The organism is Cytobacillus sp., from assembly GCF_964223445.1.
Classification (GTDB): Bacteria; Bacillota; Bacilli; order Bacillales; family Cytobacillaceae; genus Cytobacillus.
This window is the reverse complement of sequence record NZ_CAXQGS010000133.1, coordinates 1-24635: the sequence shown is the minus strand read 5'-3', so window position 1 is coordinate 24635 and position 24635 is coordinate 1. Positions and strand designations below refer to the sequence as shown.

The 24635-nt window shown below is 41.6% G+C and carries 26 protein-coding genes and 1 riboswitch; of the genes, 15 read left to right on the top strand and 11 right to left on the bottom strand.

Going from position 1 to position 24635, the window contains the following annotated elements; genetic code table 11:
- The first annotated feature begins 166 nt into the window (after window positions 1-166).
- Window positions 167-799 carry a LysE family transporter gene (locus ACEQ1T_RS23335; RefSeq protein WP_206835018.1) on the top strand — a complete coding sequence of 211 codons (633 nt, stop codon included), beginning with the start codon at window positions 167-169 and terminating at the stop codon, window positions 797-799.
- A gap of 52 nt (window positions 800-851) precedes the next feature.
- Here ACEQ1T_RS23335 and ACEQ1T_RS23330 read toward each other — a convergent pair whose 3' ends face one another.
- Window positions 852-2102 carry an ABC transporter permease gene (locus ACEQ1T_RS23330; RefSeq protein ID WP_370224983.1) on the bottom strand — a complete coding sequence of 417 codons (1251 nt, stop codon included), beginning with the start codon at window positions 2100-2102 and terminating at the stop codon, window positions 852-854.
- Window positions 2095-2994 carry an ABC transporter ATP-binding protein gene (locus tag ACEQ1T_RS23325; protein ID WP_370224982.1) on the bottom strand — a complete coding sequence of 300 codons (900 nt, stop codon included), beginning with the start codon at window positions 2992-2994 and terminating at the stop codon, window positions 2095-2097. Before ACEQ1T_RS23325 ends, ACEQ1T_RS23330 begins: the two co-directional genes overlap by 8 nt.
- A gap of 178 nt (window positions 2995-3172) precedes the next feature.
- Here ACEQ1T_RS23325 and ACEQ1T_RS23320 point away from each other — a divergent pair, with 178 nt between their 5' ends.
- A complete protein-coding gene (locus ACEQ1T_RS23320) occupies window positions 3173-3358 on the top strand; it encodes a YhzD family protein (RefSeq protein WP_206835011.1) in 186 nt (61 codons plus the stop codon).
- Between the two features lie 46 nt (window positions 3359-3404).
- Here ACEQ1T_RS23320 and ACEQ1T_RS23315 read toward each other — a convergent pair whose 3' ends face one another.
- The 4 genes from ACEQ1T_RS23315 to ACEQ1T_RS23300 form a co-directional block, all read right to left on the bottom strand.
- Window positions 3405-4196, bottom strand: a complete 792-nt coding sequence (locus ACEQ1T_RS23315) for an enoyl-CoA hydratase (RefSeq protein WP_370224980.1) — start codon at window positions 4194-4196, stop codon at window positions 3405-3407.
- 205 nt (window positions 4197-4401) lie between these two features.
- Window positions 4402-6024 carry a long-chain fatty acid--CoA ligase gene (locus tag ACEQ1T_RS23310; protein WP_370225019.1) on the bottom strand — a complete coding sequence of 541 codons (1623 nt, stop codon included), beginning with the start codon at window positions 6022-6024 and terminating at the stop codon, window positions 4402-4404.
- A 149-nt stretch (window positions 6025-6173) separates the two neighbouring features.
- Window positions 6174-7688 carry a coproporphyrinogen III oxidase gene (locus ACEQ1T_RS23305; protein WP_370224978.1) on the bottom strand — a complete coding sequence of 505 codons (1515 nt, stop codon included), beginning with the start codon at window positions 7686-7688 and terminating at the stop codon, window positions 6174-6176.
- A 249-nt stretch (window positions 7689-7937) separates the two neighbouring features.
- Window positions 7938-8804: a Cof-type HAD-IIB family hydrolase gene (locus tag ACEQ1T_RS23300; protein WP_370224976.1), complete on the bottom strand. Its 867-nt coding sequence runs from the start codon at window positions 8802-8804 to the stop codon at window positions 7938-7940.
- Between the two features lie 229 nt (window positions 8805-9033).
- Window positions 9034-9135, top strand: a riboswitch (TPP riboswitch).
- Between the two features lie 321 nt (window positions 9136-9456).
- Here ACEQ1T_RS23300 and ACEQ1T_RS23295 point away from each other — a divergent pair.
- The 5 genes from ACEQ1T_RS23295 to ACEQ1T_RS23275 all read left to right on the top strand — a co-directional run bounded on the left by ACEQ1T_RS23295 (window position 9457) and on the right by ACEQ1T_RS23275 (window position 13509).
- Window positions 9457-10062, top strand: a complete 606-nt coding sequence (locus tag ACEQ1T_RS23295) for a YkoF family thiamine/hydroxymethylpyrimidine-binding protein (protein ID WP_370224974.1) — start codon at window positions 9457-9459, stop codon at window positions 10060-10062.
- A 1-nt stretch (window position 10063) separates the two neighbouring features.
- Complete coding sequence (locus ACEQ1T_RS23290; RefSeq protein ID WP_370224973.1) at window positions 10064-10660, top strand: ECF transporter S component; 597 nt, start codon at window positions 10064-10066, stop codon at window positions 10658-10660.
- Window positions 10644-12344, top strand: a complete 1701-nt coding sequence (locus tag ACEQ1T_RS23285) for an ABC transporter ATP-binding protein (RefSeq protein ID WP_370224971.1) — start codon at window positions 10644-10646, stop codon at window positions 12342-12344. Before ACEQ1T_RS23290 ends, ACEQ1T_RS23285 begins: the two co-directional genes overlap by 17 nt.
- Window positions 12331-13110 carry an energy-coupling factor transporter transmembrane protein EcfT gene (locus ACEQ1T_RS23280; RefSeq protein ID WP_370224970.1) on the top strand — a complete coding sequence of 260 codons (780 nt, stop codon included), beginning with the start codon at window positions 12331-12333 and terminating at the stop codon, window positions 13108-13110. Before ACEQ1T_RS23285 ends, ACEQ1T_RS23280 begins: the two co-directional genes overlap by 14 nt.
- 198 nt (window positions 13111-13308) lie before the next feature.
- The gene (locus tag ACEQ1T_RS23275) at window positions 13309-13509 is read left to right on the top strand and encodes an alpha/beta-type small acid-soluble spore protein (RefSeq protein ID WP_009331452.1); all 201 of its coding nucleotides are present in this window, start codon (window positions 13309-13311) and stop codon (window positions 13507-13509) included.
- A 69-nt stretch (window positions 13510-13578) separates the two neighbouring features.
- Here ACEQ1T_RS23275 and ACEQ1T_RS23270 read toward each other — a convergent pair whose 3' ends face one another.
- From ACEQ1T_RS23270 to ACEQ1T_RS23260, 3 genes are all read right to left on the bottom strand, one after another.
- The gene (locus tag ACEQ1T_RS23270) at window positions 13579-14103 is read right to left on the bottom strand and encodes a D-glycero-alpha-D-manno-heptose-1,7-bisphosphate 7-phosphatase (protein WP_370224969.1); all 525 of its coding nucleotides are present in this window, start codon (window positions 14101-14103) and stop codon (window positions 13579-13581) included.
- A 130-nt stretch (window positions 14104-14233) separates the two neighbouring features.
- Window positions 14234-14584 carry a YlbF family regulator gene (locus tag ACEQ1T_RS23265; RefSeq protein ID WP_370224968.1) on the bottom strand — a complete coding sequence of 117 codons (351 nt, stop codon included), beginning with the start codon at window positions 14582-14584 and terminating at the stop codon, window positions 14234-14236.
- Window positions 14585-14691: 107 nt separating this feature from the next.
- Entirely contained in the window at window positions 14692-15837 is a 1146-nt protein-coding gene (locus tag ACEQ1T_RS23260; protein WP_370224967.1) for a DUF445 domain-containing protein, read from the bottom strand.
- Window positions 15838-16061: 224 nt separating this feature from the next.
- Here ACEQ1T_RS23260 and ACEQ1T_RS23255 point away from each other — a divergent pair, with 224 nt between their 5' ends.
- The 4 genes from ACEQ1T_RS23255 to ACEQ1T_RS23240 are packed head-to-tail and all read left to right on the top strand — an operon-like array spanning window position 16062 to window position 21048.
- Window positions 16062-17468 carry a YheC/YheD family protein gene (locus ACEQ1T_RS23255; protein WP_370224966.1) on the top strand — a complete coding sequence of 469 codons (1407 nt, stop codon included), beginning with the start codon at window positions 16062-16064 and terminating at the stop codon, window positions 17466-17468.
- Window positions 17437-18540: a YheC/YheD family protein gene (locus tag ACEQ1T_RS23250; protein WP_370224965.1), complete on the top strand. Its 1104-nt coding sequence runs from the start codon at window positions 17437-17439 to the stop codon at window positions 18538-18540. Before ACEQ1T_RS23255 ends, ACEQ1T_RS23250 begins: the two co-directional genes overlap by 32 nt.
- Window positions 18518-19882 (top strand): YheC/YheD family protein, encoded by a 1365-nt coding sequence (locus tag ACEQ1T_RS23245; RefSeq protein WP_370224964.1) that lies wholly within the window; start codon window positions 18518-18520, stop codon window positions 19880-19882. Before ACEQ1T_RS23250 ends, ACEQ1T_RS23245 begins: the two co-directional genes overlap by 23 nt.
- Entirely contained in the window at window positions 19879-21048 is a 1170-nt protein-coding gene (locus ACEQ1T_RS23240) for a YheC/YheD family protein (RefSeq protein ID WP_370224962.1), read from the top strand. The genes ACEQ1T_RS23245 and ACEQ1T_RS23240 overlap by 4 nt, the downstream gene beginning before the upstream one ends.
- An 87-nt stretch (window positions 21049-21135) precedes the next feature.
- Here the strand turns inward: ACEQ1T_RS23240 and ACEQ1T_RS23235 are convergent, their stop codons facing one another.
- A complete protein-coding gene (locus ACEQ1T_RS23235; RefSeq protein ID WP_206834979.1) occupies window positions 21136-21309 on the bottom strand; it encodes a hypothetical protein in 174 nt (57 codons plus the stop codon).
- Between the two features lie 96 nt (window positions 21310-21405).
- Between ACEQ1T_RS23235 and ACEQ1T_RS23230 the strand changes: the two genes are divergently transcribed.
- Entirely contained in the window at window positions 21406-21612 is a 207-nt protein-coding gene (locus tag ACEQ1T_RS23230; protein ID WP_243507899.1) for a YheE family protein, read from the top strand.
- 89 nt (window positions 21613-21701) lie between these two features.
- Window positions 21702-21887: a hypothetical protein gene (locus ACEQ1T_RS23225; RefSeq protein ID WP_206834972.1), complete on the top strand. Its 186-nt coding sequence runs from the start codon at window positions 21702-21704 to the stop codon at window positions 21885-21887.
- Between the two features lie 48 nt (window positions 21888-21935).
- Here the strand turns inward: ACEQ1T_RS23225 and ACEQ1T_RS23220 are convergent, their stop codons facing one another.
- Complete coding sequence (locus ACEQ1T_RS23220; RefSeq protein ID WP_370224961.1) at window positions 21936-22196, bottom strand: metal-sensitive transcriptional regulator; 261 nt, start codon at window positions 22194-22196, stop codon at window positions 21936-21938.
- A gap of 128 nt (window positions 22197-22324) precedes the next feature.
- On the opposite strand from ACEQ1T_RS23220, the gene ACEQ1T_RS23215 reads away from it, so the two are divergent.
- Both ACEQ1T_RS23215 and ACEQ1T_RS23210 read left to right on the top strand, forming a co-directional pair.
- The gene (locus tag ACEQ1T_RS23215; protein WP_370224960.1) at window positions 22325-23218 is read left to right on the top strand and encodes a PucR family transcriptional regulator; all 894 of its coding nucleotides are present in this window, start codon (window positions 22325-22327) and stop codon (window positions 23216-23218) included.
- A gap of 114 nt (window positions 23219-23332) precedes the next feature.
- Window positions 23333-24442, top strand: a complete 1110-nt coding sequence (locus tag ACEQ1T_RS23210) for an ABC transporter ATP-binding protein (RefSeq protein ID WP_206834962.1) — start codon at window positions 23333-23335, stop codon at window positions 24440-24442.
- Window positions 24443-24635 lie beyond the last annotated feature (193 nt).

The following is a 24635-nucleotide window of genomic DNA, read 5'->3' as shown; positions in this document are numbered from 1 at the left end:
AGCGAATGCACGTTCCTATCATAAATTAATTAACTATATGTGCCCGTCTGAAAATTTTCCTGAAGTTTGTTTTAGACTGGAAAGCTTGTGCATAAAAATGTACAAGTACTCTTTCCTCAAGGGCAAGTTTGCGGCTTCAGGGGAAATTTAAGGGCGGAGTGGTATATTGGGAATTGGAATTTATTTAAGTTATGTGTTTCTCGGACTATCCCTGGCAGCTCCAATCGGGCCGGTAAATGCTGTAAGGCTTGAAAAGGGGATTAAAAATGGATTTTGGCATGCGTGGATTGTTGGAGTGGGCTCCATGTTTGCTGATGCCTTTTATATGCTGGTTGTATACCTTGGTCTTGTCCATTTTTTGGACACCCCTGTCGTACAGATATTCCTGTGGCTTTTTGGAGGATTTATACTCTTATATACAGGGATTGAGAGCATTGCAAATGCCAATAAAATATCCTTAAGCTATGTGCGAAGCCGCGATTCATTGTTTAAATGTTTTTTTTCCGGATTTATTATGTCCATATCCAGTCCTCTTTCCATTCTGTTCTGGCTGGGCATCTACGGATCAGTTCTTGCAAAAACAGCAGCAGCCTATGGAAAAACAGAGCTCTTTTTATACAGTACAATGATTTTTCTGGGTCTCATGCTCTGGGATTTGTTTGTGGCTGGACTGACCACAGGGTTTCGCCGATTCCTTACTTCAAAAGGGATTATCATCATCTCGATTCTTTCAGGAATATCACTGATTGGATTTGGGCTTTATTTTGCATTCGAAGGGTTAAAGGCATTGTTTATTTAATGAAACCCCATTGAAAAAAGCTCCGTCACAAAAAGACGGAGCTTTTTTCGTATTATTCATTTTTAGTAAGCTGTAAGGCTTTTTTAATATCCTTAAATGAATTCGACTTTCCATACATCAATACTCCGCCCCTGTAAACTCTCGCTCCAAAGACGGCCAGTAATATAATGGCAGCCAGAAGGATTACGATTCCAAGAATTGGCTCCCATACAGGCAGTGACAGCATCCCCACTCTCATGAACATGAGCATTGGAGTGAAGAATGGAATATAAGAGGTGATTGTAACAAAAGATGCTTCCGGCTGGCTTAAGCCAAACATAGCAATCATAAAGCCTGCCACAACCATCATGGTCATTGGAGTAATCATCTGCTGAATATCTTCAATCCTGCTTACCAGCGAACCAAGAAAAGCAGCCAGTGTGGCATAAAGGAAATATCCAAGAATGAAAAAGATGAGTGCATAAGCGATGGTCGAAGCCGGAATGTTTCCAAAGCCAAAGAATTCAAAAAAGCCGCCTTCCATCGTATCAAGGTTTTGTTTGACTGAAAAATAGCCTACTAATAGAATAAGTGCCATCTGTGTCAGGCTAAGCAGCCCGATTCCCAATATTTTTGCGAACATCTGCTTGATTGGAGAAACACTGGATATTAAGATTTCCATGACACGGGAAGATTTTTCAGTTGCTACTTCCATGGCAATCATATTGGCATATAAGATTACTGCAAAATAAATGATGAATAATAGAACATACACAAGCCCTCTTGCCTGATTCAGTTCTTCTTCTGTTTTGGCGTTTTCTTCAAGAGCAGTCTTATCAAAAGGCACCGGCTCATATAGCTTGCTTAATTGCTCTGGACTAAGATTAATTTGGGTGGCAGCCATTTGTGTTTTCAGCTGCTGCAGCCCGCCCTGCAATTCGGATGGGATGGCTGAATCGGCTATGCTTCTGGCTTTATAGGCCGCTTCAGGGAGCTCATCGGTGCTAAAGGATAACAGTAAAAGCCCCTTATAATCTCCATCTTTAACAGCAGTTTCCCCTTCTGCCTCAGACCCTTTGTATGCAATTAAAGTTATCTTGTTATTTAGAGCATCCATTTGCTCCTGAAGAGGAGTTAACAGCACACCAGTCTCATCGATCACTGCAACTCTTTCTTCATCATCTTTATTAAAATAATCAATAATGCTTGATAAGTTGGCAAGCCCTGCAACAATCAACACAGTTATGAGAGTTGTTGCAATAAATGACTTGGTCTTCAGCTTGCTTAAATAAGTATGAAGAAGGATAGTCATAAAATTACTCATAGGAAGCACCAGCCTTTTCTATAAAAATATCATTCAGGGATGGCTCTTCCAGTACAAACTTACGGACAAAACCCTTCTCAGCAACCTCCCTGAAAATGCCTTCAGCTGCTTCTTCTCCGGAAATCTGCAGCTGAATCCCCTCAGCTGTCTGTCTGGCTTTCACTACTCCCCTGCTATCTGCCAAAAAGCTTAAATTATAGTCTGCATGGATAACAAGATTCTTCCTGCCAAAGGAGCGTTTAATTTCTTTTAGAGACCCGTGCACAACTGGCCGGCCTTTTTGCATGATGCATAAATGCTCACAAAGTTCTTCTACATGCTCCATCCTATGGGAGGAAAAAACAATCGTTGTGCCGCTATCCTTCAAATCCTGTACAGCATCCTTCAGCTGTTCTACATTCACCGGATCCAGCCCGCTGAATGGTTCATCCAATATCAAAAGCTTAGGCTTATGTATAACTGCAGTAATAAACTGTATTTTTTGCTGGTTGCCTTTTGATAGTTCTTCAATTTTTTTATTGGCATATTCGGGAACCTTAAAGCGCTCAAGCCAATATGTTAATTCCTTTAAACAGTCCTGCTTTGCCATCCCCCTCAGCTTAGCTAAATATACTACCTGATCCTTGACCTTCAGCTTTGGATATAGGCCTCTTTCTTCGGGAAGATAGCCTATCAGCGGACTGGTTGAATAATCGATTGGATTTCCATTCCACGTAATCTTTCCCCCGCTGGGATCCAATAGCCCCAGTATCATCCGGAAGGTAGTCGTTTTACCGGCGCCATTCGCCCCCAGAAACCCAAACATCTCGCTCTCGGGAATAGATAGAGATAAATCATCAACTGCAGTAAACTTACCAAAACGCTTTGTTACATGTTCAAGCTCTAATGCCATATCGAACTCCTCCTTTGCCTAATTGGTAATACGGACATAACATAAAAAAGGTTCACTATTTTTTAAAATTTAGCATTTTAATTTACGGCATTTCTTTTAAAAATATTTTGCACATTTATAAAAACTATGCAAGAATAATAGTAACTATCTGAATTTTATAATAAAGGGGTATCTTATTATGAAAACGTACAAGCTAACTGCATTTGAACAGGACGGAGAAAAGATTTTGGATGAATCCTTCCAGGCAGCTACAGATGACGCTGCAAAGAGTATGGGAGAAAACCTTCTTAAGGAAAAAGGATTGGATGAAAAAACGCACCGCTGCACCTCTCCGGCCGGCAAGCTGATTTTGTTTCATAGATAGTAAAAAAGCAAAGGGCTCAGCTCTTTGCTTTTTCTTCTTGCCGTCATTATTTCCCCTTAAACACAGGCTTTCTTTTTTCAATGAAGGCCCGGATTCCTTCTTTGTGATCCTCTGTTTGCCTCATTTTATGCTGGCCGAGCTTTTCAAGTTCAAGCACTTTCAGCAGGAGCGGCCGGTTTTTATCTGCAAGAATTTTTTTTGTCTTAATCATTGCTTCAGTTGGGCTGTTAAGCCATTTGCTCAATTTTTCATCAACAGCGGTATTTAATTCAGCTTCGGCTATTTCGTGAATCAGCCCCATTTGTAAAGCCTCATTTGCAGTCAGCACTTTTCCTTCCCAGATTAAATGCTTAGCTTTATCCTCGCCAATGCGCTGCTGCAGGAAGAAGTGCGACCCTCCATCAGGAATTAATCCAATTCCAATAAAATTCATGGCAAGCTTGCTGCCCTTATCTGCCAAAACATAATCAGTGGCCAATGCCAGGCTTAAGCCCAGACCAGCAGCTGCCCCTGTTACAGCACTTATTGTCAGCTTCGGCATGCTATAAAGAGTTACAACCAGCTCGTTGATACAATCCATCACCACCGGGAAATCGCTTTCATTTGTTTCCAAAAGCATTGTTTTAATATCCCCGCCTGAGGAAAATGCGCGGCCCTTTCCTTTTAATACAACGATATCCACATCATCCATTTGGCTTATATCCTTCATAGCAGTCAAGAGCCCCTTAATCATTTCCACATTCAATGCATTCAATGATTCCGGCCTGTTCATCTCAACTGTGGCTACTCGGCCATCAAGCTGTACGCTGACAGTATCAGTTACAAAGTCTGTTGTCAAAATCCTTTCCCTCCTTTTTGTGCTTCTTTTATTATAAAGAGTATTATTATATTTAAAAAGTGTTTTATCTAAAAATTTTTAATTTTGTCACTTATTCAAGTTTTTGCTGTAAATCCAAACTATAGCAGAAATTAAGTAAGTTTTAACGTTCCAAAACCTGCACTAAAAAACAGCATCCGCAGAAGGATGCTGTACTTGGCCCTTATTACTTTGCATTACCTGTATATTCTTTTTGGACCTGATCTCTTAATGCCATTTTCAGGAATTTCCCTACAGATGTTTTTGGTATTTCTTCAAAGAAAAGAATTTCATCCGGAAGCCACCATTTTGCAAATTGCGGCTTCAGGAATTCATAAAGTTCTTCTTTTGTTGTCTGCCCTTTAAATGGCTCTTTCAGCACAACGCATGCCACCGGTCGTTCCTGCCATTGCTCATGCGGTACAGCAACAACCGCTGCCTCAAATACCGATTCATGAGCCATCAAGGCATTTTCGATATCAACAGAAGAAATCCATTCCCCTCCGCTCTTAATTAAATCTTTTGTCCGGTCAACAATCTTCATAAATCCTTCTTCATCAATGGTTACGACATCACCCGTGTAGAGCCAGCCATCACGGAACGCCTCATCTGTCCGCTCATCCTTGTAATATTCAGAAGCAATCCACGGACCTCTTATAGCCAGTTCCCCCATTTCCTTTCCGTCCCATGCTGCTTCCCCATCCTTGCCGGCAATCTTCATTTCCAATCCGGGTACAAGTATGCCCTGCCTGGCTTTTATGTCCAGCTTCTCTTCTGCTGACAACTCTTCCTGATAGCTTTTTAAAGTCGAAATAACAACAAGAGGGCTTGTTTCGGTCATTCCGTAAGCATGCATGAATGGAATTTTGTGCTTTTGCTCGAAAGCTTTAATCATGCCTTTTGGTGCCGCCGATCCTCCGCAAAGAACCGATCGGAGTGAACTCATGTCATATTTATTTTCATCAAGTTCTTTTAATAGTCCGAGCCAGATTGTCGGCACTCCGGCCGTTATGGTGACTTTTTCTGATTGGATAAGTTCAGCCAGGAGCTTAGGTGTAAAATATGGTCCCGGCAACACAAGAGTCGTTCCAAACCAGACAGCAGCAAAAGGCAGCCCCCATGCATTTACATGGAACATCGGCACTACTGGAAGGGCGATATCTTTCTCGCTTACCGCTGCACTATCTGCCATTCCAAGTGCCATACTGTGAAGGACAATGCCCCTGTGGGAATAGACGACACCTTTTGGGTTGCCTGTGGTTGCAGAGGTATAGCACATTCCAGCTGCCGAATTTTCATCCAGATCATCTGGATATTCATATGCACCGCTTGCTTCATTGATAAGCGTCTCATAATGATAAACCGGCGAAAGAGAAGTCTCCGGCAATTCATCTTTATCAGTCATAATAATGAACGCCTTGACCGTCTTCAGTTCATCCTTAACCTTCTCAATTAGGGGTACAATATCAGAATCAATCAGAAGTACCTTATCCTCAGCATGGTTAATTATATAAGTAATATGCTGAGGTGACAGACGTATATTAATCGTATGGAGGACGGCTCCGCTGCATGGAATGGCAAAATAAGCCTCCAGGTGGCGATGATGGTTCCACGCAAGTGTCCCGACCTTGTCCCCTCTTTCCACTCCTATGTTTTGCAGGCTTTCTGCCAGCTTCCTTGTACGTTCTGCAATCTGCTTATATGTAAATCTCTGAATTCCTCCGGCTGTTCTTGAAACAACTGTCTTCCTTGGAAAATACTTTTCAGCACGCTTTATCATTTGCGTCATAGTCAAAGGTGTTTGCATCATCATTACAATTCCCCCTCTTTAGAAAACGCTTACATTTGGATTCAAATAATTCTATGATCTTTATTACCTATTTCATTCTCTTTATTTTCAGGAATTCCTTTAATATTTTTCTAAATTTTCTAAAATATTTACTTTGAAAAAATCCCCGCCTATTCGGCCAGGGATTCGTGTTTATTAAAAAGTTCTTTTAATATTTTCAATTTCTCGTTTGCATAATGCTCAAAACTGTCATTATACGATTTAGGATCTTTCGGGTTTGCAAAATGAGTGATTTTCCCAGTCTGAGGATCAATGAATTTACTGGAGGCCCCGCATCCAAGCCCGATGATTGTCTGCTGTTCTTCCATAATCATGATGTTATAGATGCTTTCCTGATTCGGAAGGGCATAGCCGACATTTTCAAGATTGCCGAGAATATTTTTCTGACGGTAAAGATAATAAGGATGGTAATTATGCCCTCTTGTCCAATCCTCAGCCATGTCCATCATTTTTTCAATTTCTTCCCGCCCGGCAACTTTATATTTTTGCTTGTTCTTCGTCATTTCCGAAGCTCGTTTAAAGGATAAAGTATGAACAGTCAGGGATTCCGGCATTAATTTCTCAGTTTCATCCAAAGTATGCGAAAATTCCGGCACACCTTCTCCAGGAAGTCCGATAATCAGATCCATATTGATGTTATTCATTCCCATATTGCGAGCCAAATGGAACTTATCCACGGTTTCTTCCACTGTATGGTGGCGGCCAATGGCTTTCAGGGTCTCCTGAATATAGGACTGAGGATTGATGCTGATTCGGTCAATATTCCATTTTTTCAGCACCTCAAGCTTTTCAGGTGTGATTGTATCCGGACGGCCAGCTTCCACAGTGACCTCCCGTATGTTTTCTACATCTGGAAAAGAGTCATACATTTCCTCATAAAGCATATCCATCTCTTCCGCCGTAATGCTTGTCGGAGTCCCTCCTCCATAGTAGACAGTAGTAATTTTCACATCATTTTCTTTCAGCCACTCGCCAATTTTGCGCATTTCAAAATGCAGGCCGCCAAGGAACGAGTTAACAGAACCCTGCCTGCCATTAATCGCATATGCAGGAAAAGTGCAGTACGCACATTTTGTCGGGCAGAATGGAATGCCAATATATATACTGACTTCATTTTTTAAGTCATAAAGATCCGGTACGACAGCAAGCTGCCTGTTTACAATATTCTGCATAAGCTGGATTTTTTCATCTGTAATCAAATACTCTTCCTTCAGCTGCTGATGGGCTTCATGGAGAGGTGTCTGATGCTGTATAGCACGGTGAAGCAATTTTGTGGGACGTACCCCAGTCAGAATTCCCCACTTCTGGGTAATGCCTGTCCAGTCCTGCAAAACAGTCAGATATACATGGGATACTGCATTTTTTATTTGTTTGAAATTCTCTTTTTCTGACTCAGCCGGAACGAATTCCTTCTCAAAATTCGCTGAAAGATTCTTTCCATCTTTATCAGAAAGCTCTGCAATGGCCTTAATGTGCTTTCCATGTTCAAGCTGAAAATTAATTGTCAAATCAGCTGCAGCATTCTCACCCATCAACACTGCACATTCTTCAAAAAAGAGGTTCCCGATCAGCCGGAGCGGCCGATGGAACCGTTCATCCTGTATACCTAAAATTGAAATGTTCAAATCGATCACCTTTTTTAGTAAATATATTAAATGTGCCGATGTCTTTTTTTGACGGCAGCTGTAAAGTGTCTATTTTTCATGTTGACAAACTTCTTTTAGTGTACAGAAATGGGGAAACAAGGTCAATATAGGCGGAATGATTCCTAATGGATTGCTTATATTATTTATGGTTCTTCTTCCTTTCTCCTTTGGCAATTTCACAAAGCAAAAAAAGAGCCGATTACCTAATCGAACTCTCTTTCATTGATTTTATTTTAATAGATTCATTTTCTTCAGAAAATCAATTGGATGCTGCTTCCGGAAATGTTCTTTAACCATGTAGCTTACCCCGTTCTGGTTATTGGATCGGGTCAGCCAGTCGGCTGCTTTTTTTACTTCCGCAGGGGCATTTCCCATAGCCACACCGAGACCGGCGGCTTCAATCATTTCCAGGTCATCTGCCGAATCGCCTATAACGACCATTTGGTTTCGGGATATTCCGAGATGTTCACATAAATAAAGCAAACCATTCAGCTTTGAAACTCCGGCAGGAACGATATCCATCCGCAGATCACCCAGCTTAATGACTTCTACATTTTCAAACATGCCCCTAATGGCTGCCTTGGCATCCTCAAGGTCTCCTTTATCTTCAAAATACACTTCAATTTTTGGCGGCGTGACCGGCTCATCTAGAATGGTGTCACTTAATGAATCCACAAATTGCTGCGAGTAAAAAATGGGATCCCCGGTTGTAAAAACCGTTTTAGCAAGCATATTGGTATTTAGCTTGGTTTTGTTGGCAAGGGAATATTTTTCGTGCACCAGCCTGATTTGACAGGTAAAGCCTTCAAGCAGGCGCACGATTTCATACGTTTCATCTTCCTGTATCCTTTTTACATATATCGGCTTTTCCTGAGAAGCTGCAATATAAGCCCCCCTGTGTGTGACCAGTAAAGAATTGATTTTCAATGCTTTGGCCGCTTTTTTCGCGGATGGAAAACTTCTGGATGTGACAAGTGTTACATAAATTCCTTTTTGCTGCACATATTCAATGGCTTCTTTTGTTGATTTATGAAGTCTTCCATTTGATTGGAGTAGTGTTCCGTCAATATTTAAAGCAAGCATTCTGTATATCATCCAATTTGCCCCCCTCTTCTCGGTGTAAAATTGTCCTATTACACTTTTATGAAGGGAAGGATTGGAATAGAACATGACATGGACAATGCAGAAATTTTTTATAGCTTTTCTGTGTTAGTGAAGGCGTTTGTCTGTTTTCATAGATCAAATGATTTAAAGAATTATAAATTAGTCATTTACAATTTGGATGCTCCGTATTAAGATGGAGTCAATAAAAACTGCATATCTTATTTTGCACTAGGGGAGCTTTTTGGCTGAGAAGAACAATCCGTTCTGACTCTTATCACCCGATCTGGATAATACCAGCGTGGGGAAGTGCAGGTGAACGGCTATCATTTCTAGTGTATTGATATCATTCAACTGCATTTCCTTATGGGAATGCAGTTTTTTATTTTCATTAGGCTCTTTTCGTGTAAATTGTTGTTTTTCGCTTATTAATGTTGTCCGTTGATTTCCGCTCCAGGCTGCTGGCTTTCCGCGGGGCGGGCGGTGAGCCTCCTCGACGCTGCGCGTCTGCGGGGTCTCACCTGTCCCGATACTCCCGCAGGAGTCTCGCACATTCCGCTACAATCAACTCAGTAAATCATATACAAAAAGCAACAAACCTTGCGAAAATAGCCTTTCATGAAAACTAAACTAGGAGGATGGAAAGATGCAGGAAAATTTTCTATGCGGAACAAGCGAGATTACAGGGTGCAGGTTTTCAATTTATCCAATGACTGACAGGTTTGTGGATGTAATTTTATCTGCTCTAAAAGAAGTGGATACAAGCAAGGTATGGATGGATACAGATGATGTGAGCACTTGTGTTCGCGGCAGATCCATTCATGTTTTTGATGTGGTCAAAGCTATTTATCTTGAAGCTGCTAAGCATGGTGATCATGTGGTATTTAACGGCACATTTTCAAATGGCTGCCCTGGGGATACTGCCGGAGATGCTTATCTTGCTGAAAATGAAGAGAAGGCGAATGAAAAAAAATCTGCTGGAATCAGCCAGGAAGTCGCTGTACAGTTCGCACTGTATCCGATGGGGATTCCTTCATACATGAACGTCATTATGGAGCAGGTCGAGCTCGCAAAGGATCAGGGAACATTTACTGAAGGTGTCCATTATGCTTCAAGATTAGATGGAGATGCACATGCTGTTTTTAAAACGCTGGAAGATGCATTCCAAAGCTGTAAGAAAAGCGATTCTACTCATATTGTCATGACAGTGAATATGTCTGCGAACAGTCCTTCCAAGAAGGGGGCTGTGTAATATGCTCGAAAAATGGAAACTTCGTGAGGTCATTGTCCTGTCTGTACTCGCTGTTGTGTTTGCAGTTGTATACCTGGTGTTCATGCAATTTGGGAACGTGTTATATGGGATGTTTGGCTTAATCGGCTATGATCTGATTTTTGGCATTTGGTTTATTGTTTCAATCATCGCAGCGTACATAATCAGAAAACCCGGAGCCGCCTTTTTATCGGAAACCGTCGCTGCAGCCATTGAGGTCATGATTGGCAATGCAGTAGGCCCTCGCCTGATTCTTTCAGGCATGATACAGGGGATTGGAGCAGAGGCTGTGTTTGCGGCAACAAAATGGAACAACTACCGGACATGGGTTTTAATTGCTGCCGGCATGGGCTCTTCTGTTACAAGCTTTATTTGGGGCTATTTCATTTCAGGCTATGCAGCCCTCTCACCCGGTTATGTAACTGCCATGTTTTTCGTGAGACTGATTAGCGGCGCTTTGCTTGCCGGATTGCTGGGGAAATGGCTCAGTGAGAGTCTTGCAAAAACTGGTGCATTAAACAGCTTTCCTATAGGAAAAGAGCTGAAAAGGGGAAAATCAGAAAATGGCATTACAGTATAGCCAGCCTCTATTAATAACAGAACAGCTGTCCTTCCGTCATGAAGATGAGAAGAATCCTGTTTTTAAGAATTTGAATTTTAGTCTTTATCCAGGGGAAGCTGTTCTATTATTGGGCCCCAGCGGCTGCGGAAAAAGTACGCTTGCTTTCTGCTTAAATAAATTGTATCCGGAAGCCATTGATGGAGAACTGGAAGGCACCATTTCTTTCAAGGGAAAAATGCTGGAGGAATTCCGGCCTGGTGAAATTAATCGGCACATCGGCATTGTGTTTCAGGATCCAGAAAGCCAGTTTTGCATGACAACAGTTGAAGAAGAGCTGGCATTCGGACTTGAGAATATGAAAACACCTCCTGAAGAAATTGAGAACAAGATTGATGAAGCACTGGAACTTGTTCATCTTCTGCCATTTAAGCATGCCTTAATCCACACCCTTTCGGGGGGACAAAAGCAAAAACTTGCACTCGCATGTGTATTGTCATTAAAACCGGATATCCTGATTTTGGATGAACCGACAGCAAACCTTGACCCGGCTTCAAGCTATGAACTTACCCGCATCATCAAAGAGCTTAAAGAGGAGCAATCCTTATCCCTTCTAATAATTGAGCACAAGCTGGATGATTGGATTGATTTGACCGACCGCTGCTTGGTGCTAAACCGGGATGGCGAAATTTTATTTAATGGAAGCACTGCCGACTGCTTTGATAAGTATGCAGAAGAACTTCTGCTTGAGGGTATCTGGCTGCCAAGCCCGGTAAGAGCCGGCCTATTAGGAAAAAAAGCAGGGATTTACAAAGGGGAAAAACTTCCGTTAACTGATCGGGAATTAATTGCTGGATTTGTAAATCCCTATGCTTCACTTCATATTTTAGATAAAAGGAAGACTATTCATCAAGGCTTTGAAGAACAGATCATCCTAACCGCAGAGAATCTTTCTTTTTATAAAGATGGGAAGGATCTGCTTAAAAATATTAGTTTTTCGGTTAAAAAAGGTGAATTTGTGGCAATAGCCGGTTCAAATGGATCAGGAAAAACAACGCTTTCCAGACTGCTGGCAGGATTATATGCTCCATCCAAAGGCAATATTCTTTTTAATGACCGCTCCCTTTCCCATTGGAAGGAACAAGAGTTAAGGCTAAAATTAGGTTACGTTTTTCAGAATCCCGAGCACCAATTTATTGCAGATTCTGTCTATAATGAAATTGCCTTCAGTTTAAAAATTCAGCGCATACCAGATGCCGATATACAAAAAATGGTTCTAGCTGTTCTGGACCAAGTGAACCTGCTTCAGCATGCTGACATACATCCTTTTTCCTTAAGCCAGGGACAAAAGCGGCGGCTTAGTGTTGCATCAATGCTTGTGAATGAACAGGATTTGCTGCTCCTTGATGAACCGACATTTGGACAGGATGCCAGGACTTCTGCGGAGCTTATGGGGCTTTTGGAAACAAAGATTCAGAGCGGAGGCTCCGTGTTGATGATCACTCATGACATGGAAATCCTGCATTCCTATGCTGATAAAGTGATTATCCTTTCAGATGGAGAGAAAATTTACGAGGGGGTGCCTGATTCATTGTGGAAGGAACATGAGATTATGAAGGTTGCTTCTCTAAAGGCTCCTTACTCAGAAAAACTCAGGAACGAAATGAGGGCTGTGAAAGGGAGGAAAAAGTTTGCTCTTACATGAATTTAACCCAAGCATAAAGGCCCTGACGGTGGTGGTCTGCGTATTGATTTTATCAATTTTCTTTGACCCGGTAACTCCTTTTCTGACCTTAGTGGTGACTGCAGGAGCCACCTTCATTTTCGGTAAGGTTTCTTTCAAAAGATGGATTTTGCTTTTCTCGCCATTTATCTTCATGGCTATAATATATATTTGGTCAGCTCTGATTTTTTCAAAATCTATTGAAGGAGAAACTATCCTATGGACATGGGGAATCTTCACATTGACTGAGGAGGGCTTTCAGCGTGCCCTTTCACTTGGAATGAGGGTTTTAAGTTTTACCTCGCTGTCCCTTCTGTTCATCTTAACCACTAAGCCGACAGAATTCCTGCTCAGTCTCATGCAGCAATGCCGCCTCCCTCCGAAGCTTGCATATGGAATCATGGCAGGCTATCGGTTTCTGCCATTAATGAAAGAAGAGTTTGAAATTATCAGAAGCGCCCACCGGATCAGGGGAGTACCCAAAGCCCGGACACTTTCGGAAAAAATGGCAGAACTTAAGAGGTATTCAGTTCCTCTTCTTGCCGGATCAATCCGTAAAGCTGAAAGAACGGCAATGGCGATGGAATCAAAAGGGTTTACCGGAGATAGAAACCGGGATTTCTATCATAAAATCACTGTTTCCTGGAAGGATTGGGCATATTTCGCCTTTTTTATAATAGCAGTGCTGGCAAGTGCCTATATTTCGTGGCTATTCGGGTTTCTTCAGCTTTATAATGGCGAACTTTAATAGTTGAGTGTTGTCTATGTGCGCATATTTTTTTTCTGTGCACATAGAGCCAATTTATGTGCGTAAAACTTTTTCAAGCCTATTCACAACGCAAAAAATACCTTAATTTACCATACACACCTATGAATAAATCTTATTTTCTCTCCTAAAGCTATGAGTGTAACAATCAAGAAAACTACACCAAAGGAGATGATTTACATGGCAAGAAACAGCAATTCTAATCAGCTTTTAGTATCAGGAGTCAGCCAGGCAATTGATCAAATGAAGTATGAAATCGCAACAGAATTCGGTGTGAACCTTGGCCCGGAAACATCTTCAAGAGCAAATGGATCAGTAGGCGGAGAAATCACAAAGCGCCTGGTGCAAATGGCTGAGCAGCAGCTTGGCGGAGCACGCTAGTCCTTCCAGGCAATCATAGTTAAATAAAATGCCGCTTCCAGCCAATCCCGGAAGCGGTTTTTTATTCTCCTATTTAAGCATTTCCAAAATATCTTCCACTGCCTCAAAAAGTGATGAAGCCTGGATATCTGCACTAGTTGGATCAGAGCCGATAAAAACAGTTTTACAGCCAGCCTTCTTGCCAGCCTCAATATCCCGCTCGTGATCGCCTACCATAATGCTCTCAGACAGATCAAGATTGTGCCTTTCCGCCAAATCCACCAGCATCCCAGCATTTGGCTTGCGGCATTGGCACCCTGCTTTCGGTTTATGAGGGCAATAGGCCACCTCTTTAATATTACCGCCTTTTTCTGCAACAAGCTCCTGCAGCCTTTCATGGATTCTCCTTAGCTCTCTTTCTTTTAAAAAACCAAGCCCCACGCCTCCCTGATTGGTCACAACAAAGATTTCATATCCTGCTTTGGTCAGCTCTGCCACAGCTTCTGCCGCCCCTTCAAGTAAATATAACTGCTCAGGCTTGTTAACGAATTTTACCCTGTCAGATAAAACCTCGTTCAAAACGCCGTCGCGGTCAAGAAAAATGGCTTTTTTCAAATTGCAGCCCCCTTACTGAAAAATCAACATCTATCATAAAGGTACCCAAACCTCGTCAAGTTTAATATGGATAATGCTTGTTCTTATAAAAAAACCCCCGAAATCAATTCCGGGAGTCTTCCAATGCTAATTATTCAACTGCACCATAAAGCTCTTCAAGAGGCTTCATGATAATTTTGTTCATTTCTGCAATCATCATGCTCATGCGCTGCTCTGCTTCCATAAGCTTTGAGATTTGGGCGTGCTGCTGTACAAGTGCGACTGTCTTTTGAGCCTGTTCTACTTCTTCCTGTGTAATATCCTGGCCCATCATTTGTTTTTGCTGAAGTTCCATCTGGATTTTACGGAAGTTATCAAACATTGCTTTTGCAGACGGATCTGCATTTACATCATCGTATGCTTGTTTTAGAGCCTTATATTCATCGCTTTCCCGCACCGCTTTTTCTAATTCATAGGCTGAATCATATAAATTTATCGCCATAAAAAAACACTCCTTCCGATTCTCGTTCAAAAGGAAAATCCATCTTCCCCATTTTGAACATCCACTACACTATAACAAACTATGAAAGTAAACGCGAGGCGATACCCTTAATTAATCAATATGGCTATAAATCCCTGAATGAGCCCGATAATCCCCCCAAGGAGGACCCCTAAATTAGTAATCATTTTTAACTCGCTTTTTATTATGGAAAAGACCATTTCTTCCAGTCGTTCCACAGAAAAATTGCTGACCTGTTCACGGACAATTTCAGCGAGACGAAGTCTTTCCATGAACATTTCAGTTTTTCCTGAAAGCCAATCAGAAAGCATCTGTACACTTTTAGGAGCCAGTACATCTATTAATACAGTCCTATAAGGGGCCATAAAAGATGAAATAGGCTTTTTAAATAAATTTTCCAGATTAATGACCTTATGGGCCATATTCTTTATTACTGAAAGAATCTGTTCTTTTTCAAGCTGCTCTTCAATAACTGCAGCTTCCATTTCAAGAACTTTACTCCACTCATTTTTTAAAAGGGTTGTAATCAAATCCGACGTTCCCTCATTATTTAAAAACTTTATGATTTCCGGCTGAATTTTATCTGCAATATTGATGTTCCCCATGAACATCTGCAGCATGTTGCTCAGCATGCCGCTGCGTTCACGGACAAAATCATCTGCCATTCTTTGTATTCTCATTTTTCCTTCAATGCTGGAAAAATAATCAATACCCTTTTGAAGGATCGTTGAACTGATTGCCGGGATTTTTTCATCCACTTTATCCAAAAGAGCCTGAGGGATAACTTCTTTAAGGGGGCGGCTGCGATATTCACTAATGATTTTTTCATATTTCTGCTCAATCAATAAGTTAATGCGGTTTTCTGTTTTCGCTTGCCCATCCGCGATTCCAAACGCTTCAAGAATGTCCTCTGCTGATTTTTCCGACAGCAGGATAGTTTCAAGCTCTTTTTGAACCAGCCCAGTCATATCACGCTGGAATTGAGCATTGATGAACTTTTTCTTGATGCTTTCTGGTGTCAAAAGATGGTTAACAACAAGCTTACCCATCTGATCAGCCATTTCATCCCTTCGTTTAGGAATCAGCCCCGGGGTAAATGGAACCTTCCATTTACCTATGTAAACAGCATTATAAGGTTTAAAGAGCATTTTAATAGCCAGGTAATTAGTAAACCCGCCAATGAGAGCTCCTATTAACATCATCAATATTATTGTTATTGCAATTTCCATTCTCATCTCTACCTTCCTTAAGTTACAAGCGCCTCTCCAGACGCACCATTTTATTGCCCAGAACATACGATATGGTATCAGCTTTTGCCTATTTTTTCATTATACAGTGAAAACTTCATCAATGGGAGTTTTGCACTTTCTGCCGCAGGTAAAATTCAGCATTCATTTTGCACCCTGCACTCGGCTTCCCAGAATAGGCTCAAATAAAGATAAGCAAATGAGGAATGATCATGTCAGTTTCTTTATTGCCTATTACGATTGTTCCGGTAAAGAAGTTTCAGGAAAATCAATTTCGCATTCAAATTAGCCATTCTCTCGTCCATTACTGGAATATTGATCTGCATATGCCGCATTTGCTGCGGATCGGCAAGCACACCATTCAGATAACCATTGAAGGAGCAAACATTACGAAAGATGAAGTTATTGTCAGTGATCTGCTTTTTCAGGAATGCTGCTTGCCAATGGAAGAACTCCATTTCGTTGCCAGTTACTCCAAAAAGGACTTTACTATTACTGCCGGACCGATTATAGGGCTGATGACAGATTTCAATGATAGCGGCGAAGAGCCTGACTTCCGCTCTATTCATTCTTTTTGCGATGAATTGCATGAGGTTGTTTCGAATATGGGTGGATTTTTTTATGTGTTTCACTTTCAGGACTTCAATCAAGGCAGTCTGCAAGGGTACTGCCTGCAAAATGGAAAGTGGATAAAACGTCCGGTTCCTTTGCCGAGTGTAATCTATAACCGGATTCACTCCAGAATGCTTGAAGCAAGTTCCGCATATCAATCATTTAAAAACAGCCTAATAAAATATAACATCCCTGTGTTTAATGACCGTTTTTTATCAAAAAAGGAAGTTCATAACCTGCTCTTTTCTGAGGATCATATGCAGCCTTATCTCCCTGATTCAGCCATAGCAGATGAACAAACCATCAAGGATATGCTGGCCAGACACAGATTAATATTCCTTAAGCCCATACACGGCAGCCAGGGCCGGAATATTATCAGACTGAGTTTATATGGCAAAGAAATCATGACAGAACTATCGACCGGAAAAGGCAGAGAGAATACACTCACTTTCAAAAATTATACCCGCTTTGCACATTGGTTCCAGCAATACCAAAATAATACAATTTTCCTGACCCAGCAGGCCATCCCTCTGCAAACCTATAATAACAGGCAGCTTGATTTCCGTGTGCTCTGCCACAAAAATTTTCAGGATATCTGGAAAGCCACTTCTGCGGTTGCAAGGGTTTCAGCTGAGCAGCAATTTGTTTCAAATATTGCAAGAGGCGGGGAAATCATGAAACCTCTAAGAATTTTCTCGATGCTGTCTGATCAGAAAACAGCGGTTCAGCAGCTGGCATTATTGAAGGAGCTTGCACTTGAAACAGCAATGATTATCAGCCAGAAATGCGAAGGGCTTGTCGGAGAACTCGGAATTGATATTGGTTTAGATGTAAATGGAAAACTATGGATCATCGAAGTGAATTCTAAGCCCTCCAAAAATTTCGAAGACAAAGAAAAAAGAGTAAGGCCCTCAGCCAAGGCACTGATGGAATATGCAACGGCTTTATCATTCATCCAAAGAGGAGGATTACAACATGCTTTCATTCGGAATCATGACATTGAATAAACGGAGTGAACAGTCATATTTTATGGAATTGGCCAAAAGAGCTAATGAATGTAATATTAACTGCTGCCGGTTTGTGCCTTCAGATATCAATCCTATTACAGAAAGAATTACAGGTGATTTCTTTAACCCTGCTTCAGGCGGATGGGAGCCAGCAGAATTTACAGTGCCCGAAATCCTTTATGACCGCTGTTTTTATGGAAATGATTCCCACTCAAAACAATGCATGTCCATCGTGAATTGGCTCAAGGCAAGAAATGACATCCAATTCCTTGGCTACGGCTTGCCTAATAAGCTTGAATTATATGAAATCCTGTCCTGCACAAACATTTCACCCTATTTGCTAAACACAACACCCTTTACTGGCGCCGACAGGTTCATAGGCAGCCTCCTGCCTGATCATCCCCTCATCTTAAAACCCGCAAGCGGCTCACAGGGGCACGGAATCTATTATATTGAGAAAACCGGCAAAAACATTCTTGTTAAAACAGATAAAAAGAATGCTCAGGTTACCCGCAGCTTTGAAAGCGCTGAAAAGGCAGCGGGCTGGCTTAATAGCCTGACCGCAAAACGGCAGTACCTCTTCCAGCCATATGTGAATCTATCGAACAAGGAAGAACAGCCCTTTGATATAAGAATTTTGCTTCAAAAGGACAGGAATGGCACCTGGAAGGAACTTGGCCGGGGCATTCGGACGGGCAGAAATGGCGGCATCGTCTCCAATTTAAGCACGGGCGGAATCAACATTTCTTTTGAGGACTGGATTACTGAATACCCATCTTCATTGAGGAGTTTTCTTTGCGATGAGCTTAATGACATTATCAATACACTTCCCGCTGCGCTTGAACGAAAGCTTCCTCCGCTATTTGAAATGGGAATCGATATAGGAGTGGAAAACAACGGCTCTATTTGGATTTTGGATATCAACTCAAAACCAGGCAGAAAAACCATCCTAAACAGCCAGCCTGAAAAGAAGGAAGAACTATATACTGCTCCCCTTCACTATGCCAAATTCCTGGCAGCCAATAAGGAATTGGAAAGGAGAACGAATCATGAGAAAACAATATCAAATTGAAATTTCCGATTCAGCCTCCAAAACAGTTTATATTCCGAATGAGCTTAACCTTCATACTCATTTGACGAAACTGGCCTTTGGCACACATTCTGCAGATGCCGCTTTCTTACTCCAGAAAACAAAGAAAAACTCCATCATCATAAGTAAAGATTTGGCAGATGCACTGCATTTTCCTGACCTTAAGATTCCTCTGCATGCATTTGCCAATAAGGGGACACTGTACCTCGGCCCGCTCGTAGGAATCTTCACATCAGGATTCACCTCCTTTCCTTTGAGGCCAGTCGGGGATCGGACCCTATTTTTTGCCAAACTGCTTTCAGTCAAAAAAACGGTTGGAGCAATTCCGTATTTGTTCGGTGACCAGCATATCAACTGGGAACAAAGAACAATCAGGGGGCTTTTTTATCATGAGGAAGGATGGGAAACCTTTGAAGTGCCTTTTCCGAATGTGGTATACGATCGGCTTCCCAATCGAAAAAGCGAAAGAAGGATTGAACTTAAAGAAGTTCGTGACCGTCTGCAGAGAGACTATTTAATTCCCTGGTATAATCCTGGTTTCTTTAATAAATTGGATGTTTATGAAAGACTGCAGAACGATGATGATATTAATCACTATTTGCCGGAAACCCACCCTTTTTCTTCATTTTCTGTCATTGAAAGAATGCTGGCTGATTATGGCCATGTTTTCCTAAAACCGATTAATGGAAGCCTGGGGCTTGGTATTCATCAAATTATTTATGATAAAAAGGATGGTCATTATTATTGCCGATATAGAGTGCGGGATGACAACCGGCTGAGAAAGTTTAACAGCCTGGAAAATTTGATGGGGAATATTTTTGCAGGGCGGAGTTTAAGCCGAATGCTTGTTCAGCAGGGAATCCATTTGCTCCGTTATGAGCAGAGGACTATTGATTTCAGGATTCATACGAATAAAGATGAGAATGGGGAATGGAAAGTAACAGCTGCAGCTGCAAAAATGGCGGGACCTGGCAGTGTTACAACCCATGTTAAGAGCGGCGGCGAAATAAAAACCCTGGATGAAGTGTTTGAATCGGATGCTGAAAAAGCAGCAGCAGTGGAAAAGCTGAGTGAGGCGGCACTAAAAATCAGCAAGGCCCTGGAACGAAGCATGGAAGGAATTATCGGTGAAATCGGCTTTGACTTTGGATTGGACCGAAATGGCCACGTGTGGCTTTTCGAAGCAAACTCCAAGCCTGGCAGATCTATATTTAAACACCCTCAGCTCCGTGAGTTCGATTTTCTTACCCGTAAGCTTTCGCTTTCATTTGCAGTCTTCCTTGCCGAAGCATCCATTATGAAACCTCAGGAAATGTACAGATGAAGATTTATTATGACTGGGCCAGCAGGAAGTGGTTCAGCAGCACCAGCTGTACCCTGGGAAGAGATCCGCAACCTTTAAGCACCATAAGCCCGCAGGCGGAACTAAATTCGATTCCCTTTTCATTGACAATGCAAAACGATAATGCAGGACCGGTGATAGGCATTCTGAGCGGAAAAGGAAAGGACCAGTCTATCGCCGGCAATGGCCCCTTATTTAAGGCACTGCAGAAAAACATACTTCAGCAAAATGGCGTTTCCTTTGTATTTACGGCAGAAGACCTGAAGGAGAATTCTGTGAACGGCTATATTTATTCTGTCCAGCAGGATAAGTGGATTGAGGCAAGATGCCCTCTTCCGCATCTTGTCTATAACAGGGTACCTTTCCGGAAAATTGAAAAAACAGAAGCCTTTCATAATGCGAGCCGTTTTTTTAAGGAGCATAATATTCCATTTTTCAACCCGGGATTTCTGGACAAATTCGAAGTTTTCCAGCTATTAATGGACTATCCTCCCTTGCAGGAGCATATTCCTGAAACCATTCTTGTGTCTTGTCCAAAAGAACTTAAGGACTTTATCCGCAAATATAATAATGTATACTTAAAGCCAGCAAACGGTTCCAAAGGCAAAGGGATATATCATTTAAGCCAGCTGGGAAAAGGAATACGAATGAAAGGTCTGCAAGATTCATTCAGCTACGCAGATTATGATATTTTTTGGAACCAATGGGATATTCTCCTGGCAAATAAACCTTATTTGGCACAGAAAGCGATCAGCCCAGCCAGAATTGATGGCAAGCGATTTGATTTTAGAATTCTGGCTCACTTCAGCGAAGGCAATTATTCTGTAACAGGAATTGGCATCAGGCAGTCTAAGGAACAGGATATTACAACGCACATTCCAAATGGCGGGGTAATTATTCCTTATGAAAATGTCCGTACGAAAGAACATGATGAGTTTATTCATACTGCAGCAGCGGAGGCAGGAAAGCTCCTTGAAAAGACGAAAGGTTTTTATGGAGAATACTCTATTGATGCAGGGTTAACTGACCAGGGCACTTATGTGATTTATGAAATAAATTCCAAACCAATGAGTTTTGATGAAGTATGGATAGAAGAAAAAAGAATTGATGAGCTGACCCGCTTATTTTTCTCGCTGGCGGGTTTCTAACAGACAAATAAAAATAGCCGTACACCCATAGCGTGCGGCTATTTTTATGCGATTTTTCACAAGTGCCACTCCAAAACCGCAAAAGGATTAATAAGTCGTTACAGGGCTTTTCGCTGTCTTCACTTTCTCTTTTTTTGAGGCACTTCCGGAGAATGATTTAAACTGGTCTTTAATCTTTTGGCGTGCCTCAGGGTTTCTCATTAAATAAGCTGCTCCAAGTGCCATGGCTGACATCATAAATTTATTGTTTCTTTTCATCATCTTTGCCTCCTTTTAATGTTAAAATGTTTCTACATCTATTCCATTCCCCTTATCATGAACATTAAACGGGATATTACAACTTCTGGAGGAATCCTAATGCTGACACACTTTCAGTTCAAACCTTTATATGAAAATAAACAATTGCCGGGATGGACATTTTCTTTTTATTTTAAAAAGCAAAAAATGACTGGCATCTATCATCCTGACGGAAAAATTGAATGGACATCCGGAGACCCTGCTGCCCAGGAGGAAGACTTAAAATCCCAGATACATGAGTTAATGTTATTTCATGTGTATGAATGAGAAAAAGTTGGAGGATTCATGCATGACCCTACAGCTCTTTTGGAAAAATAATCCCGCCAGGATATTTCATATAAAGGAGCGATTCAAACATGGATAAGAAACGCCAGGTTTCAGAGGACATGACCTATGAAGGCAGGGACAAAGCTTATATGGATATAGACAGAATTATAAACGAAGGTCTTTCTGGAGGCTCCGTTCATGGACGCGGTGATGATGTTAATATCGAACAGGCCAGGGAACTGCATAAGGAAGAACCTCCATATGAAGCAGAGTAATAAGAAAAGCGGAAGGCATCTGAATCCAGGCGCCTTCCGCTTTTCTATTTATCTGCTTTTCACAATCATATTCACTGCTTCCTGGATTGCACTCTCCGTATTTTTGCCTTCGTCATTAGCTTCCCGAATGCAAGTCTCCAGATTTTTAGCAACAATATATCCCATTGCACGGTCAACAGCAGAACGGACAGCAGATAATTGCGTTACAACATCCTTGCAGTGTTTTTCTTCTTCCATCATTCGGATAACACCCCGTACCTGCCCTTCCAGCCTCTTCAAGCGGTTTTTCATCTCCGGTGTATATTCCATGAGTCTCCCCCCTTACACTTTCAATTCACTTTATAGAAACATTCACAGATTAAGTTCATTTTTTCAATTAAATTATAACTGCTATAATATAAGAAACACAAAAATTTATCAAACTAAAGGGTAATGATATGTTAAAAAAATTACATGACCAATATAAGGGTTCTCTGCTTGAAAATAAAACACCTGATTTTAGCTTTAATGCTGATATGTACTGGCTTCATCATGAGGATTCTGGCCAATGGCTTGGCATCCCATCTCAAGAGGTATCTGCGGACAGTCTGATGGTCTTAAAAACTTTATTTGAATTCCATGACTGTTCCATTCACCATCCCCCCGCTGCCCAAGCCTGGTTTCAATACCTATTTTCAAATGGGGAATTTCCACCATTAGCAAAAGATGTTCCGTATAGGCTTGTCCAATTTAAAATGTCTGAGGGCGAATGGATCCGCGAGGATATGGAGGCTGCTTTTAAAGGTTTTTTTGAAAGGGAAATAATGATCTTATGGAACGGGCCAGCTAGCGGGGTCATCATTGAGGAAGCTAACGACCCACTTGCCGATGAAGAATTCCTTGCGATCTCCAACGCTTTTGAAAGTGATTTTTTTGTAAAAACATCCTTTTACATCGGCATCCCGAATAGGCTAAAGGCACATTTGCGCAATTATTTTAAAGAAGAACAGCGTTTTTTTGAGCAAGCCTCTTCTCTTCTTCCCGCCGAAAGGGTGCTAAAATTTGAAACGCTATTTCCCTCCCTTGTCACCGGGAGTCTGGATGAGAATTTAAAAATGAGCCTGCTTTCACGCCTTGCTCTACTGGAAGAAGACCCAGAACTCCTGCACACCATAAAGATTTTTTTACAGAACAGCTCCAATGTTTCATTTACAGCAAAAAAATTGTATGTCCACCGCAATACTTTGCAATACAGGCTGGATAGGTTCACAGAGAAAACCGGCATTCAATTAAAAGATTTCAACAGTGCGCTGACTGTTTATTTAGCTTGTTTGCTGGTTGAACAAAAATGATTTGAGCACATTGCATAAAAACGCTTTCAGCTTTTTTGTGCAGTTTGGCCATATGGGAAAACCAGCATATCCATTAAACTGTTATTAAATAAAGAATACTGGGAGGTTACCCTGATGGCAGAATTAAAACTCGATAATATTTATAAAATTTATGACAATAAAGTAACAGCAGTAGAAGACTTTAACCTTCATATAAAGGATAAAGAATTTATCGTATTTGTTGGTCCTTCCGGCTGCGGAAAATCCACAACTCTCCGTATGATTGCAGGTCTTGAGGAAATTTCAAAAGGCGACTTCTATATCGATGAAAAGCGTGTCAACGATGTCCCTCCAAAAGATCGTGATATTGCAATGGTTTTCCAGAACTATGCACTTTATCCGCATATGTCTGTGTACGATAACATGGCTTTCGGCCTTAAGCTTCGCAAATTTCCAAAAGACGAAATCGACCGCCGTGTAAAGGAAGCAGCTAAAATTCTTGGTCTGGAGCCTTATCTTGACCGTAAACCGAAAGCATTGTCAGGCGGTCAGCGACAGCGTGTAGCCTTGGGCCGTGCGATTGTCCGTGATGCAAAAGTATTCCTGATGGACGAACCTTTATCAAATCTTGATGCAAAGCTTCGTGTTCAAATGCGTGCAGAAATTGCCAAACTTCATCAGCGTCTTCAAACTACAACCATCTATGTAACCCATGACCAGACAGAGGCCATGACTATGGCTACCCGCCTGGTTGTTATGAAAGATGGAGTGATTCAGCAGGTAGGCGCACCGAAAGAAGTTTATGAGAAGCCTGAAAACGTATTTGTAGGCGGATTTATTGGTTCACCTGCCATGAACTTCTTCAACGGAAAGCTTGAAGACGGCAAATTTGTAATTGGCAAAACTCAGATTGCTGTCCCAGAGGGTAAAATGAAAGTTCTTCGTGAGCAAGGGTATACAGGCAAAGACATCGTCCTTGGCATTCGCCCAGAAGACATTCACGATGAGCCAGTATTTATTGATGCTTCTGCGGGTTCAAAAATTAATGCCCGCATTGACGTTTCCGAACTGACTGGTGCTGAAACAATGATTTACTCAAGCATCGAGAGCCAGGATTTTGTTGCACGAGTGGATTCCCGCACAGATATTAAGCCTGGCCAAAACCTTGAGCTGGCTTTCGATATGAACAAAGCCCATTTCTTTGATGCAGACAATGAAAGAAGAATCCGTTCTGAAAAAGAATAATATTGATGCCCCGTCGATGACGGGGTTTTTTAGTACTGTCCAGCTCCAGCGTTTCCCCCCTTGAAATTTCGGGGGCGGGCAAGGCTCTTCCTATTTTCTATTTCCATTCTACTCTTTGATAAACTTTACTGAATCCTGACCGCATGATGGACACTTTAGCAAATGCGGACATTCTTCCTTTTGAAAATCCCAG